General features: G+C 62.8%; 12 protein-coding genes. 6 read left to right on the top strand and 6 right to left on the bottom strand.

Translation table 11 applies throughout. From position 1 onward, the window contains the following. Nucleotide 1: 1 nt before the first annotated feature. Genes H7C86_RS08265 through H7C86_RS08250 form a run of 4 tightly spaced genes read right to left on the bottom strand, consistent with a single transcriptional unit; the run spans nt 2 to nt 4,083 of the window. Nucleotides 2-931 (bottom strand): dihydrodipicolinate synthase family protein, encoded by a 930-nt coding sequence (locus tag H7C86_RS08265; protein WP_182261387.1) that lies wholly within the window; start codon nt 929-931, stop codon nt 2-4. A gap of 46 nt (nt 932-977) precedes the next feature. Beyond that, on the bottom strand, nt 978-2,036 hold the full coding sequence (locus H7C86_RS08260) for a Gfo/Idh/MocA family protein (RefSeq protein WP_182261386.1): 1,059 nt from the start codon (nt 2,034-2,036) through the stop codon (nt 978-980). Then, nucleotides 2,033-3,028 carry a Gfo/Idh/MocA family protein gene (locus H7C86_RS08255; RefSeq protein ID WP_020968496.1) on the bottom strand — a complete coding sequence of 332 codons (996 nt, stop codon included), beginning with the start codon at nt 3,026-3,028 and terminating at the stop codon, nt 2,033-2,035. Before H7C86_RS08255 ends, H7C86_RS08260 begins: the two co-directional genes overlap by 4 nt. Continuing rightward, complete coding sequence (locus tag H7C86_RS08250) at nt 3,025-4,083, bottom strand: Gfo/Idh/MocA family protein (protein ID WP_182261385.1); 1,059 nt, start codon at nt 4,081-4,083, stop codon at nt 3,025-3,027. Before H7C86_RS08250 ends, H7C86_RS08255 begins: the two co-directional genes overlap by 4 nt. Nucleotides 4,084-4,357: 274 nt before the next feature. On the opposite strand from H7C86_RS08250, the gene H7C86_RS08245 reads away from it, so the two are divergent. The 6 genes from H7C86_RS08245 (at nt 4,358) to H7C86_RS08220 (ending at nt 10,900) form a co-directional block, all read left to right on the top strand. Then, nucleotides 4,358-5,983: an ABC transporter substrate-binding protein gene (locus tag H7C86_RS08245; protein ID WP_007734285.1), complete on the top strand. Its 1,626-nt coding sequence runs from the start codon at nt 4,358-4,360 to the stop codon at nt 5,981-5,983. 43 nt (nt 5,984-6,026) lie between these two features. Next, nucleotides 6,027-6,986: an ABC transporter permease gene (locus H7C86_RS08240; protein WP_182261384.1), complete on the top strand. Its 960-nt coding sequence runs from the start codon at nt 6,027-6,029 to the stop codon at nt 6,984-6,986. Next, the gene (locus tag H7C86_RS08235) at nt 6,986-9,064 is read left to right on the top strand and encodes a dipeptide/oligopeptide/nickel ABC transporter permease/ATP-binding protein (protein ID WP_220463455.1); all 2,079 of its coding nucleotides are present in this window, start codon (nt 6,986-6,988) and stop codon (nt 9,062-9,064) included. Before H7C86_RS08240 ends, H7C86_RS08235 begins: the two co-directional genes overlap by 1 nt. Continuing rightward, nucleotides 9,061-9,879, top strand: a complete 819-nt coding sequence (locus H7C86_RS08230) for an ABC transporter ATP-binding protein (RefSeq protein ID WP_020906302.1) — start codon at nt 9,061-9,063, stop codon at nt 9,877-9,879. The genes H7C86_RS08235 and H7C86_RS08230 overlap by 4 nt, the downstream gene beginning before the upstream one ends. Before the next feature lie 60 nt (nt 9,880-9,939). Continuing rightward, a complete protein-coding gene (locus H7C86_RS08225) occupies nt 9,940-10,677 on the top strand; it encodes a FadR/GntR family transcriptional regulator (RefSeq protein WP_024487763.1) in 738 nt (245 codons plus the stop codon). Nucleotides 10,678-10,744: 67 nt separating this feature from the next. After that, complete coding sequence (locus H7C86_RS08220; RefSeq protein WP_019746984.1) at nt 10,745-10,900, top strand: hypothetical protein; 156 nt, start codon at nt 10,745-10,747, stop codon at nt 10,898-10,900. Between the two features lie 55 nt (nt 10,901-10,955). Here the strand turns inward: H7C86_RS08220 and H7C86_RS08215 are convergent, their stop codons facing one another. After that, nucleotides 10,956-12,071, bottom strand: coding sequence for a nitronate monooxygenase family protein (locus H7C86_RS08215; protein WP_003945863.1), 1,116 nt, complete (start codon nt 12,069-12,071; stop codon nt 10,956-10,958). Continuing rightward, nucleotides 12,071-13,744: an acyl-CoA synthetase gene (locus H7C86_RS08210; RefSeq protein ID WP_182261382.1), complete on the bottom strand. Its 1,674-nt coding sequence runs from the start codon at nt 13,742-13,744 to the stop codon at nt 12,071-12,073. The genes H7C86_RS08215 and H7C86_RS08210 overlap by 1 nt, the downstream gene beginning before the upstream one ends. Nucleotides 13,745-13,809: the final 65 nt, after the last annotated feature.

Raw genomic sequence — 13,809 nt, 5'->3', positions numbered from 1 at the left:
GTCAGAGGAGCCCCGCCTGTTCCAGAACGACCTTGATCGTTGCGGTCTCGGACTCGTCGAGCGAGAGCATCGGGGCGCACATCGTGTTGCCGGTGATGACGCCGCGCAGGGCCAGAGCCGTCTTGAATGCGCCCAGACCCGCGGCACCGGCACTGACGCGACCCGGTGTCGGTGCCTCGACGATGGAGAACAGATCGGTGAGTCGATCCTGCTCGGCCTTCGCCGCCACCCAGTCTCCTGCCTGCGCAGCGCGCCACAGTCGCACGTAGCCGTGCGGGTCCACGTTGGCCAGGCCGGGCACAGCGCCCGAAGCACCCATCAGCAGGCATCCGTCGACGACTACCTCGTGCCCGGTGAAGACGGCGAAGTTTTCGAGCCCGGCCGACTGACGGAGCAACATACGGAAACTGACGTCGTCGCCGCTCGAATCCTTCACGCCGGCGATGACTCCCTCGCGACCGAGCTCGACCAGCATTGCCGGGCTGAGCTTGCTGTGGACACGAACCGGGACGTCGTAGGCGAACAACGGAAGATCCACTGCGGCGTGGATGGAGCGGAAATGCGTTGCCGTCTCGGCTGCGTCGGTGATCGCGTAGAACGGCGCCGTCGCGACGATGGCATCCGCACCAGCCTCGCGCGCCTGCTCGGCGACGGCGATGACCCGGTTGGTGGTCATGTCGTTCACTCCGACGAGGACCGGTACCTGGCCGCCGACGTGACCGATGACCGTCTGCACCACCTGGGCGCGCTGAGCGTCGGTGAGGTAACCGACCTCACCCGAGGAACCGAGGACGAACAAGCCGTCGACTCCGGCTTCGATCTGCAGTGAGAGCAGGCGTTCGAGCGACGTGGTGTCGACCTCGCCCTCGAGCGTCAGTGGTGTGACGATCGGCGGGACGATTCCGCTGAAGGTGGTGGTTTCCGTGCTCATGGGGTCTCCATATGTTGGTTGTCGGATTGAGTTGTGGGTGCGGCTGTCAGGGAGAAACGGAGACCGGCTGACCGCTCGAGGCGGACAGATAGGCAGCATCGATCACGCGCATCGACGCGCGGGCGTCTGCCACGGTGTAGTCGGGTTCGGTCCGTGTGGGAAGTCGATCGAGCACGTGAGAGAGAAAGCTCGACACCGCGTTGTCCGAACCGAAGCCGCCGATGGGTAGTGCGGTCACGTCTCCCGAGGATGCGAAGTGGGTCACCGCGGGTTTGTCGTCGTCGGAACTCGCGTATCCGTGGGAGCCGAGGACCCGAACCGTCGCGGTATTCGCGCCGAAACCCGGTGCTGCGGGGATTCTTCCGACGGTCACCGTCGCGGTGACGCCGTTTTCCAAGGCGAGCGAGATCAACGCCGTGTCTTCGACTCCGAACTGCTGGTGGGCCCCGCCGTAGAGTGTGCTCGTCTCGGCGTACACCTCGGTGACGTCCAGGCCGGTGAGGTATCTGAGGTAGTCGGCGGCGTAACCGGCGAAGTTCACTACTTCTCCCCCGCCGGAAAGCGCGGGATCCACCACCAGTTCGGGACGCTCGACGGACGTCGCGAAATGTGTTCCGCTTGCAAGGAACTCGATGTCCACGTGGCGCGGCAGTCCGAGGTTTCCGGCATCGATCCAGCGGCGCAGTCGCCGGAGCGCAGGTGAATGAGTGCGGTTCACCACCGTACAGATTCGCCCGTTCGACCGTGCCGCTTCCTCGACCGCCGCGGCCTCCGACTCGTCGATACCCACCGGCTTGTCCACCAGGACGTCGAGTCCCGCGTTCAGTGCGGCAATCGCAAGCCGTGCATGCCTGGTCGGCTCACTGCAGATGATCGCCAGGTCTATCCGTTCGGGGTCGAGCAGCTCGCCGAGTTCGTCGATCCACTCGATGTCTGCGGTCTTTGCCATCGCGATTCCGTCCTCACGAATCCAATCGGGGACCGAGGATTCGTCGGAGGCCCCGACCAAGCTCACTCGAGGATCGGAGCGCAACAGGTCCGCATAGGAGCCGGCATGCCTTACGCCGCTGACAAATCCGACGCGGATCGAACCGGTGCCGGTCATCGGTGTTCTCCGATCGAGATCGCGCGGCCGGTGTCGAGTGACTGTTGTGCAGCGACGGCAGTCGCGAGAGCTGCACGTACCTGCCAGTTCTCGACTATCGGGGTCGCGGAACCGTCGAGAGTGGCGATCCAGTGGCGCATCTGATGCGCCATCGCATCTTCGATCGACGACGGCGGCGCGTTTGTCGTATCCGTCAACAGGCCCGGGTCGTCGCCGGTGTCGTGCGCGAGCGTGCCGGATGTCCCCGACACCACGATCCGGCGTACCATCTTTCCCGATTGTGGTAGAGCGTAAGCCAATTCGATGAGCGCCAGCGATCCGTCCTCGAAGCGAACGGTCAGATGGAAGCTGTCGTGCACGGGCATCCCCGCCGCGAAGGTGGGGAAACTACGAGCGAACACACGGATCGGACGACGACCGATCAGCCACGTCACCAGATCGAGAGCGTGGGTTCCGTTGTGAACGGGGTGACCACCCGAGCGTTCCTTGTCGTGTTGCCAGCCTCGCCAGCCCCCTGGCCAGACGTGGCCGGTGTACCAACTGAGGTGGATCAACCGGGGGTCGCCGATGGCGCCTTGTGCAACCGAGTTTCCGATCGAGGTGATCGACGGCTGGAATCGTACGGTCTGTCCGACCATCAGTGAGGTGCCGCCACCTTCGGTGGCCTCGACCATCGCGTCGAAGTCCGCGACTGTCAGCGCTGCGGGCTTCTCCACGTGCACATGCTTTCCCGCGCGGCCTGCGGCTATCGTCACGGGCGCGTGGTCCGGAGTGGCCCCGACGACGTTGACCGCGTGCACGCTCGGGTCTGCGAGAATCTTCGCCAGATCGGTACTGGCCTTCGCACCCGGCGCCAATGCCGCGACCGATGCGGCACGGTCCAAGTCACTGCCGAATACGTAGGCGACTTCGACCGACGGGATGCGCGCCAAAGCGCTGACGTGGTCCCGCGCGATTGCGCCGCTGCCGATGACGGCTACACGCACGGTCACTTCGCACTTCCCGACAGCGCCGCCGGTTCCCCGCCACCGAGTCGCACCTGCTCGGCGACCACGAGTGCGCGTTCACGTGCGTATGTCAACGGTGAGCCGGAGTCAGCCTTGCCGTCGAGAACTGCTGCCATCTCGTCGATTTCGTGGCGAATCGCAGCCTGCATCCACAGCGAGGATCCTCCGCTACCCGAATTGTACTTCTGTATCCTGCTCGCAGAGTCGATCAACGATTGGTTCTCGGCGTCGACGTCGAAGATCGGCCACGACTCTTCGACCCGTCCCCCGCGCAGTCGGCTGACCCGGCCGGCGTGGAAGTCCGCGTGGACCGAGCCTTCGGCGGCATCGACCGTCAGCTCCCACGAAGAAGTGTGTGAACGCGTCGAGATGGTGTGTCTGCCGATCGCGCCGCCGGCGAACGACACCACTGTGTTGCGGAAGCCGTCGTCCGCGGTGGCGATGCTCGACACGGCAGTCACCTCGCCGCCGAGCCAGCACATCAGGTCCAGTTCGTGAATCTCGTGAGTCAGTTCTCCACCCGTTCGGCTCTTGTCGAGCTTCCACCACTGCGGATCTGCGCCGTCGGTGTCGATCCAGCGTGAGCGAGACGTTTCGATCGCAGCGACCTCACCGAGCTCCCCCGACGTCAGCAGGTCCGCCAGACGTCGTACACCCGGCATCATCCGCATGATGTGCCCGACCATCAACGGCGAACCGCTCGCGTCGGCGCTCGCGATCATGTTCTGCGCATCGACCAGTTCGACGGCAAGTGGCTTCTCGACAAAAACTGCCTTGCCGTGTTCGAGTGCCGCGATGGCAGGTTCGGCGTGCGCGTGATTGGGCGTCGCGACGACAACGAGGGCCAACTCCGGGTCAGCGGCCACCGCGTCGTGATCGTCTGTCGGGGTTGCCGAGAACTCTGCGGCGACATCCTTGGCCCGCTCGAAGTCACGGTCGCACAGCATCGCCAGTTCGAAACGTGGATGGGCAGCCAGCTCGCGAGCGAGGGAACTACCGAAGAATCCGCAACCGACCACACCGACTTTATATCGGGTCATGAAGTCTCCAAAGATTGGATGAGGGATGTCCTATGTTATACGGCCAGCGTCATCGGTCGTCAATTCGACGTCGGTAACGCAGTCTTCATCTATGCAGGTGAGCGCACTATTTTTGGTTCAAAACCGGCGAAACGTCCAAGTTCAGCGCCGCCAGTTCCGAAGATTCTCTAGACGCTTTCTGATCCACAATGTAAGTTACGCAACATCGGACGTCGAACATAGGACATCCCCTATCCACTCCCTTGATGTCCCGCTCCCCGCCTTGGAGGCCGCCTTGAAGAACGAACGACCGCTGAGCTCCGCGTTCACACGCCGAGACCTGTTCCGGTACACCGGGCTACTGGGAGCTGCAGCAGGTATCACCGCGACTCTCGCGGCCTGTGGCGGCGGCCCGTCGTCGACCTCGGTTGTCGGCGGTTCCGCGAGCACCGGCGATCTGACCACCGCCATCGGATACGGCAACGACCAGAGCTTCGACCCGATGCAGACTGCATCCGGTTTCCTCATGGCAGCGGTCAACCACGTCTACGAGGGACTGCTCGAAAACGATCCAGGCACCGGTGAGACGTATGCGGCGCTCGCACAGGCCGTCCCGACCGACGCCACCGCCTCGAGCTGGACCATGAAAATCCGCGAGGGCGCAACCTGGCACGACGGCACTCCGGTCACCTCGGACGACGTCGTCTTCACCTTCGATCGCATCCTCGATCCACAGCAGAACGTACTGATCCGCTCCTTCTTCTCCTCCTGGTTGCAGTCCGTCACCAAGGTCGACGACCAAACGGTGACCCTGAACTTCAACTACCCGTTCAGCGCTGCCGCACAGCGTCTCTCGATCGCCAAGATCATGCCCAAGCACGTCTTCGACGGCCACTGGGACGAGGCCAAGTCCGGAACGCTGGTCGTCGGTTCCGGTCCGTACAAGCTCAAGAGCCACACCCCCAAGAGCAACACAGCTTTCGAGGCGTTCGAGGCGTACAACGGGCCGCGTCCGGCCAACTTCGCGACCATGAACTGGCTCTCCATCGTCGACACCTCCTCACGCATCGCGCGCGTCTCGGGCAACAATGCCGGTGCACAACTCGCCGACAACATCCCCGTCGCCAACGTCCCTACCCTCACCTCCGGTGGGCGCACCGTCGAGGGCAACCCGGGCATGAACCTCATGTACCTGCTCTTCGACACCACTCAGGCACCGTTCGACGACGTTCGTGTTCGCCAGGCGATGTTCTATGCGATCAACACCCCGAAGATGATCGAGATCGCCCTCGGCGGCAAGGCAGCACCGGCCACGAGCTACCTGTACGAGCGCAACCCCGACTACGCGCGAGCGTCCACCGTCTACTCGTACGATCCGGACAAGGCCCGCTCGCTTCTCGCTGCCGCCGGTGTCAGTGGCCTCGACCTGACGCTGCTCTCCACCAACGTCAGCTGGTTGGCCGACTGCTTGCCGACCATCAAAGAGTCTTGGGATGCAGTCGGATTCAACACGACGCTCGAACCGCAGGACACCAGCGCCATGGTGAGCAAGCTCAACAGCGGCCAGAAGTTCCAGATCGCTGCGGGTACGTCCAACCCACAGGCATTCGGCAGCGACGTCGACCTCCTCGTGCGCTACACGTACAGCAAGGGCGGCCTGTGGACGAAGACCTACGCCAAGTGGGACGACACCCCCGAGGCACAGAAGATCTACGCCACCATGGACGAGGCCACCCGCGAGACAGACCCGGCAAAGCGCAGCACCCTTGTGCAGTCGTACCTGAACCAGATCGCCGAAAACGCTGTCTACTACCCGGTTCTCCATCAGGAACTCCTGACTGCGTGGGATCCGAAGAAGATCGCCGACGTCACTCCGCTGCCGTACCCCGGCGTCAACCTGCTTCAGGCGAAGCCGGCCTGATACCCGCCCGCTCGGCCGTTTCCCACAACTGAGAGATTCCCCGATGGCAAGAGTCCTCCCCATGCTGATCAGGCGATTACTGATACTGATCCCCCTGATCCTCGGCATCATCGCGTTCGTCTTCATCGTGATGCAGTTCGCGCCCACCGATCCCGCAACGGCGGCGTTCAACGGCGGCAACCCGACTGCGGAACAGTTGCAGAAGTTCAAGGAAGAGAACGGACTGCTCGATCCGCTTCCGCTGCAATACGTTCACTTCGTGACCGATCTGGTCAGCGGCAATATGGGTGACAGTCTGATTTCCGGTACCCCGGTGTTGGACTCGATCTCCACCGCTCTGCCACTGACCATTCAGCTCACGGTTCTCGGACTGGTGATCGCCATCGTGCTCTCGCTGATCTTCGGTGTCACCAGCGCACTGTTCCGCGATCGTTGGCCGGATCAGGTCATCCGAGTGATCTCCCTCGGTGGTGTGGCAGCACCGTCATTCTGGTTGGCACTGCTGATGATTCAGTATCTGGCCGTCCAACTCGGATGGTTCCCCACCGGTGGCTACGTCAATCCGAGCGACTCCGTCACCGACTGGCTCTGGTACATGGCGCTCCCGGCGCTGTCCCTGTCACTGCCCGTCGCAGCACAACTCACGCGCATCATCCGCACGTCGATGGTCGAGGAGTTGGACAAGGACTACGTCCGTACCGCGATCGGCAGCGGCCTGCCCTATCACGTGGTGATCGGGCGAAATGTCTTGCGTAACGCACTGATCAACCCGCTCACCGTCCTGGGTCTACGGGTCGGATACCTCCTCGGTGGCGCTGTGGTCATCGAGCAGATCTTCGGTCTTCCCGGAATGGGTCAGCTCATGATCAACGGCGTCACCAACGGTGACCCCGCAGTAGTTCAGGGTGTTGTCATCGTGATCGCGGTCGGCTTCGTCGTCGTCAACCTCGCCGTCGACATCCTCTACCTGCTCGTCAATCCACGACTTCGGAGCGCAGCATGATGAGAAGAAAACTCACCGAGAAGCTTTCGCGACCCGGTATCACCTTTTCTCGCTTCCCCCTCTCGGCCTGGCTGTCGATGGCGGTTCTCGCGATCATCGTGCTCGCCTGCCTCTTCGCGCCGCTGATCACGCAGTACACCCCACTCGAACAGGTGGTCGGTACCGCGGGCCCCAGCGCCGAGCACTGGTTCGGTCAGGACAGTCTCGGCCGAGATCTGTTCAGCCGCTTGCTCTACGGCGGACGCTGGTCGTTGACCATCGGTCTCGGGTCCACCTTCCTCGCATTGTGCGCCGGTGCTCTCATCGGGTCGGTCGCCGCAACGAGCCGAAAAGGCGTCGACGAGACCATCATGCGAGTGCTCGACGTGGTCATGGCGTTCCCGGGCATCGCGCTCGCTGCCGTACTCGTCGCAGCCTTCGGTGGTTCGATTCCGGTTCTGATCGTCACCATCGCGTTCCTCTACACACCGATGGTCGCCCGCGTCGTTCGCGCGAACGTTCTCGCTCAGTACGGTGAGGACTACGTCGCGGCCGAAAAGGTCATCGGCGCAAGAACTTCACACATCGTCGTCAAGCACGTCGTAGCCAACTGTGCTGCGCCCGTTCTCGTCTTCTGCACTGTCATGGTCGCCGACGCCATCGTGCTGGAAGCCAGCCTGTCGTTCATCGGAGCAGGTGTCCGTCCCCCGGATCCGTCGTGGGGATCGGTGATCGCCGACGGCAAGAACATGGTCCTTCTCGGTGGTTGGTGGGCAACGGTGTTCCCCGGTCTGCTGATTCTTCTGACGGTGCTCTCCCTCAACGTGCTCGCCGAGGGCCTGACGGACGCGATGGCCGATCCGAGTCTGAAGAAGACCAAGAAGACGCCCTCCGCACTCCAAGCAGCGCAGACCGCCGCAGCGGAGGAGACCTCCAACGAACTCATTCTGGAGGACGAAGCCGCATCGGTCGCCAACACTCCGGAGTTGATCGACGACTTCGCCGACCCGAGCGTCGTGAAAGATGTCCTGAAGCCGGCCGCCGAGCCGACTCCTCTCGAAACTCACCTGAAGATCCTGGCGGAAACCGAGCGATCTCGGTCCGATCGTCTTGTGTACGAGGGCGATGCAGCACCACTCCTCGAGGTCCGCAATCTCACGATCCGGTTCCCGGAACGCTACGGAGACACCGCGATCGTCGACAACGTGAGCTTCACCGTCCGCCCGAACGAGACGATGGCGCTCGTCGGAGAGTCCGGTTGCGGAAAATCGCTCACCTCGCTGGCGATCATGGGTCTGCTACCCAAGACGGCGGTGGTGACCGGCGAGATCCTGTTCGACGGCGTCAACGTCCTCGAGCTGAACAACCGGGAGCGAAACAAGCTGCGCGGGCACGACATGGCCATGATCTACCAGGATGCGCTGAGTTCACTGAATCCGGCGATGCTGATCCGCGCGCAGTTCAAGCAGCTCACCAAGCGCGGCGGTACCCGCACAGCCGAGGAACTGCTCGAACTCGTCGGACTCGATCCGGTGCGCACTCTCTCCAGCTACCCACACGAGCTTTCCGGTGGTCAGCGTCAGCGCGTTCTGATCGCCATGTCGCTCACCCGCAGTCCGCGGTTGATCGTCGCGGACGAGCCCACCACCGCTCTCGACGTCACCGTCCAGGCCCAGGTCGTGGACTTGCTCAACGATCTTCGGGAAAAGCTCGGCTTTGCCATGGTTTTCGTGAGCCACGATCTTGCACTCGTTGCTTCACTCGCTCACAAGATCACGGTGATGTACGCCGGTCAGGTCGTCGAGTCTGCGCCCACCAGCGATCTACTCGTCGATCCGCGTCACGAATACACTCAGGGCCTCCTCGGCGCCGTTCTCTCCATCGAGGACGAGGCTCCGCGGCTCCACCAGATCCAGGGAACCGTACCGTCGCCAGGCAGCTTCGCCGCCGGTGACCGTTTTGCCGAACGTTCCCTGCGTCCGGATTCCGATCCAAACCGAAAGCCCGAGATGGTTCGGATCGGCGAGACCGAGCATTTCTTCGCGAACCAGTCCGCGACTCCCGCACACGCAGAATCGGAATTGGAGAGCGTGCGATGACTACAGCTGAAGCACCCATCCTGGAACTGAAGAACATTCACGTCGTCCACAAGACCCGTTCGGGATCACTGTTCAAACCCGGCACGGTTCACGCGGTCAACGATGTCAGTATCGCCGTACGACGAGGGGCGACGATCGGCATCGTGGGCGAGTCGGGTTGCGGCAAGTCCACTCTGGCCAAAGTCATGGTCGGATTGCAGAAACCGACGTCGGGCGACGTGGTATTTCGCGGCCGAAGCGCTCTGACCCGGTCGGCGGGCGTGCGCAAGGAGTTCGGGCGGGCGATCTCGATCGTCTTCCAGGACCCGGCTACCGCGCTCAATCCGCGAATGACGGTGGCCGACATCCTCACCGATCCGCTCGACGTCCACGGCATCGGCAACCGCGCGAGCCGAACCGCCCGAGTTCGCGAGCTGGTCGGTTTGGTCGGACTCCCCCAATCTGCGCTCGAAGTCATCCCGAGCCAGATCTCCGGCGGTCAGCGTCAACGTGTCGCGATCGCGCGTGCGCTCGCGCTCGAGCCTGACGTCATCGTGGCCGACGAACCGACGTCGGCTCTCGATGTCTCGGTGCGAGCGCAGATCCTGAACCTGCTCAGCGACATCAAGGCTCGGTTGGGGCTCGGCATGGTGTTCATCTCGCACGACATCCAGACGGTGCGGTATGTCTCCGACACGATCGTCGTCATGAACGCCGGGCGGATCGTCGAGCAGGGAACGGCCCAGGAAGTATTCGACAACCCGTCGGATGCGTACACGGCCAAACTGCTGGGCGCAGCGCCCAGTCTCCTGCAACGCACCGTTGACGTGGGTTGACCAATGGAGCGGATGACCGGACATAGGATGAAGGACGTTCGTATCAGAAAAGGGGAATCGATGTCTGTCCGGAGTGGCACACAGGGCGCTCGTTTCAGCGCGCAAAACCGCATGCGCGCACTTCAGACGGACATCATGAACTTGATCCTCGAACGCAGACTCTCCCCTGGCGACCCGATGCCCACCGAGGCCGAACTGTCCGAGGAATTGGGAATCGGCCGGAACACCCTCCGCGAGGCACTCAAGGTTCTGCAGGCCTTGGGCGTCGTCGAGATCCGTCACGGTTTCGGAATGTTCGTCGCCCCGAGCAACTTCGACGCTCTCGCCGACGGCCTGACCTTCCGTGGCCGGTTGTCGTTGCAGGGCACCGGGCACGAGGCGATGGAACTGGTCGACATTCGTCAGGCACTCGAGACCGGACTGATCGGTGCGGCGATGGCCGAGATGACGTCGGCCGACCACGCCGACCTCGACGAACTCGTCACCGGCATGGAGGTCCGTGCCGCCGCCGGGAAGAACTTCTCCGACATCGACGCGACCTTCCATTCCCGCCTGTACTCCCCGCTCGACAACCAGGTCCTCGCTCAGTTGATGGACGTCTTCTGGCAGGTGTACAGCGAGATCCAGCAGGCTATCGGGCATTCGGATACACCACTGATCGACATCGCGTCGAAGCATCGTGCGATTCTCGACGCGATCCGTACGGGTGATGCCGTCGAGGCGGCGCACACTCTCGATGTGCACTTCGGTGGCCTGCGCGAGCGGATCGCCGGCCTTCATGCTTCCGAAGCGCAGTAGTTTCGAAACGCGTGATTTTGCTCCGCTGTCTCACCATCGCGCCCGTTCTTCCGGCAAAATTACGGGTATGAAGAACCCGAACCTGACGCCTTCGCGCGTTCTCGCAGTTGTCCTCGCTGCCGCCCTGGTCATTTTCGTGATCGCACGTCGCCGCGACGACGGCGCCCTCAGCCGCGGAGAATGGTTGTCGGACAGCGTCGGACCGGACGACCTCGCCGGCTGAAACGACGTATGCCCTCGGCCGAAACTCGGCCGAGGGCATACGTACGTGTCATCTACTACTTCATCGAATCCAGTCGGGTTCGCGCGTCCTCGAACCCCGACACCAGCTCTGCCATGACCTCGGCGACCGGTCGGATCTCGTTCATCCGTCCCACGATCTGACCGACGGGCATTGCCACAACTTCCGGGTTCTCCGATGCAGCGATTCTCTGATGAGCGTCGCTGACCAGTAGGTTCTGCAGCGGCATCGGCAAGGGCGCCGGTGCTCCCGGGTTCGACCAGGCTTCCGTCCACTTGGTCTTGAGCAACCGAGCGGGCTTACCCGAGTAGATGCGCGAACGTACGGTGTCGGCCGACGTCGCGCCCAACAGTGCACGCTGAATAGCGGACGGGCCTTCGCCCGACGCACTGCCGAGTTTGTATTCGGATGTGGTGAGCCAGTACGAGCCCATCCACACTCCGGACGCACCGAGTGCAAGTGCAGCAGCCACCTGACGGCCGCTGCCGATACCGCCGGCGGCCAGTACGGCAGCTGAATCGCCCAGCGCATCAACAATTTCCGGAACGAGAACCATCGACGCAATTTCGCCGGTGTGACCGCCGGCCTCGTAGCCCTGCGCGATCACGATGTCGACACCGTTCTCGACATGACGACGTGCATGCTCGACTGCGCCGGCCAGTGCTGCTACCGGAACGCCTTTCTCGTGCGCCTGATCGATGACGTCCTTCGGCGGCGATCCCAGTGCATTCGCAATCAACGCGATCCGGTGTCCCAGAGCAACATCGACGTGAGACCGCGCCACCGAGTGAAGCCATCCCAGTACGCCGGTCGCATGCTCGACGTCGTCGGAAAGCGGCGGCACACCGAGCTCGTCGAGCGTGCGGTTGACGAAGGCGCGGTGCTCCTCCGGAATCAGCTTGTCGAGATCGACGGCGCCGCCCTCTGTCGGCACCTTGGCCGGCATGACGATGTCGACGCCGTACGGCTTACCGTCTGTGTTCTCGTCCATCCACGTCAGTGCGGCTTCGAGTTCTTCCGGGTCGTTGAACCGGACACAACCGAGCACACCGAGACCACCCGCGCGACTGATGGCGGCCGCGACATGCTCGGAAGGAGTGAATCCGAAAATCGGGTATTCGATGCCGAACTTATCGGCGAGATCCGAACGCATCAGGCTTCCACGCTTTCGTTTGAGGACGACACAGGAGCGCCGTTTCCGTTGTGATCATCGGCCTCGCGCGATTCCGTTTCGGCCTTCGCCCAGCGGTAGTCGGGCTTGCCGGCCGGATTGCGCTTGATCTGGTCGACGAACCACACACTGCGCGGAACCTTGTATCCGGCAATCTCTTTGCGCGCTGCGGTGGCGATGTCGTGCAACGTCGGCGACGTGCCTTCACGTACCTGAACCACTGCGGCAACCCGCTGACCGAAGCGCTCGTCGGGGATACCGACCACCAGCACGTCGAAGATGTCCGGGTGCGCCTTCAACGCGCCCTCGACCTCTTCCGGGTAAACCTTCTCGCCGCCGCTGTTGATGGACACCGAACCGCGGCCGAGCATCGTGACCGTGCCGTCGGCTTCGACCTGCGCATAGTCGCCGGGGATCGAGTAGCGAACGCCATTGATGGTGCGGAAGGTTTCGGCCGTCTTGACCTCGTCCTTGTAGTAGCCGAGCGGGATGTTGCCCTTGCGCGCGAGCATGCCGCGCTTGCCCGATCCGGGTTCGACCTCGTTGCCGTCGTCGTCGAGAACCGTTGTGGAGGCGTCGATCTTGACCGTCGGACCGCCAGTGTGCTTCTGACCCTTGCTCAGCACGGCCAGTCCGCCGAAGCCGGTCTCGGATGCTCCGATGGAGTCGGTCAGCAGGCGGTTGGGCAACAGTTCGAGGAACTGCTCCTGGATGCTCGGCGAGAAGAGCGCAGCACTGCTGGCCATCACGTAGAGCGTCGAAAGATCGTACGGCTCACCCGTCTTCGGATTGCCGGCGATCAGTGCGTCGAGCATCGGACGGCCCATCGCGTCACCCGTGATGAAGATCAGGTTGACCTTGTGCTTGTCGATGTTCTGCCACACCTCGTGGGCGTCGAATTCCGGGTGCATCAAACAGGTTCCGCCGCCGAAGAGGCTGTGGAACACCGCAGACTGCGAACCACCGTGAATCATCGGGGGAATCGGGTAGCGGATCATGGTCGGGTTGGCTGCGCCGACCTTCGCCATCTCGTACTCGTCCTCGACCGGAACTCCGGTGACGAAGTTGATGCCGCCGCCGAGAACACGCCACCAGTCCTCGTGGCGCCACATGACGCCCTTGGGACTTCCGGTGGTGCCGCCGGTGTAGAGCATGAAGATGTCGTCGTTGCTGCGCTCTTCGAAATCACGCTCACCCGAACTCTGCGCGAGTGCGTCCTCGTAGCCGATGCCGAAAGCACTGAAGTCCAGATCGGTGCCGTCCTCGACCACGATGACGGACTTGACCTTGGGAGTATTCGGCAGGACGTTCGCGACCTTGTCCGAGTAGCGGCGCTCATGAATGAGCGCAACCATGTCGGAGTTGTCGAAGATGTACTGCAACTCGTTCTCGACGTACCGGTAGTTGATGTTGACCATCACGGCCCGGATTTTGAAAACGGCGACCATGGCCTCGATCGCCTCGATGACGTTCCGGCAGTAGATGCCGACCTTATCACCCGGTTGAACGCCATGTTCACGCAGGTAGTGACCGAGGCGGTTTGCTCGGTCCTCCAACTGCGCATAAGTCATCTCGCGGTTGTCCGAGACCAGCGCAACGCGGTCCGGAACGAGGTCGATTGCGTGCTCTACGAAGTCTGCGATGTTAAGGGCCACGAGTTCAAAGTAGAACGTGTTACCGTTTCTGGCAAGACCCAATTTGAGAGCCAGCTCACAGACCC

The sequence above is a fragment of the Rhodococcus sp. UFZ-B548 genome, assembly GCF_903819475.1.
Lineage (GTDB): Bacteria > Actinomycetota > Actinomycetes > Mycobacteriales > Mycobacteriaceae > Rhodococcus_F > Rhodococcus_F erythropolis.
The sequence above is the reverse complement of the archived record's forward strand: the minus strand, read 5'-3'. Positions and strand labels throughout refer to the sequence as shown.

Bases quoted from the DNA above. Each gene is read 5' to 3' on its own strand.
- H7C86_RS08265 (WP_182261387.1), bottom strand. From the start codon at position 931: ATGAGCACGGAAACCACCACCTTCAGCGGAATCGTCCCGCCGATCGTC.
- H7C86_RS08260 (WP_182261386.1), bottom strand. From the start codon at position 2,036: ATGACCGGCACCGGTTCGATCCGCGTCGGATTTGTCAGCGGCGTAAGG.
- H7C86_RS08250 (WP_182261385.1), bottom strand. From the start codon at position 4,083: ATGACCCGATATAAAGTCGGTGTGGTCGGTTGCGGATTCTTCGGTAGT.
- H7C86_RS08240 (WP_182261384.1), top strand. From the start codon at position 6,027: ATGGCAAGAGTCCTCCCCATGCTGATCAGGCGATTACTGATACTGATC.
- H7C86_RS08235 (WP_220463455.1), top strand. From the start codon at position 6,986: ATGAGAAGAAAACTCACCGAGAAGCTTTCGCGACCCGGTATCACCTTT.
- H7C86_RS08230 (WP_020906302.1), top strand. From the start codon at position 9,061: ATGACTACAGCTGAAGCACCCATCCTGGAACTGAAGAACATTCACGTC.
- H7C86_RS08225 (WP_024487763.1), top strand. From the start codon at position 9,940: ATGTCTGTCCGGAGTGGCACACAGGGCGCTCGTTTCAGCGCGCAAAAC.
- H7C86_RS08220 (WP_019746984.1), top strand. From the start codon at position 10,745: ATGAAGAACCCGAACCTGACGCCTTCGCGCGTTCTCGCAGTTGTCCTC.
- H7C86_RS08215 (WP_003945863.1), bottom strand. From the start codon at position 12,071: ATGCGTTCGGATCTCGCCGATAAGTTCGGCATCGAATACCCGATTTTC.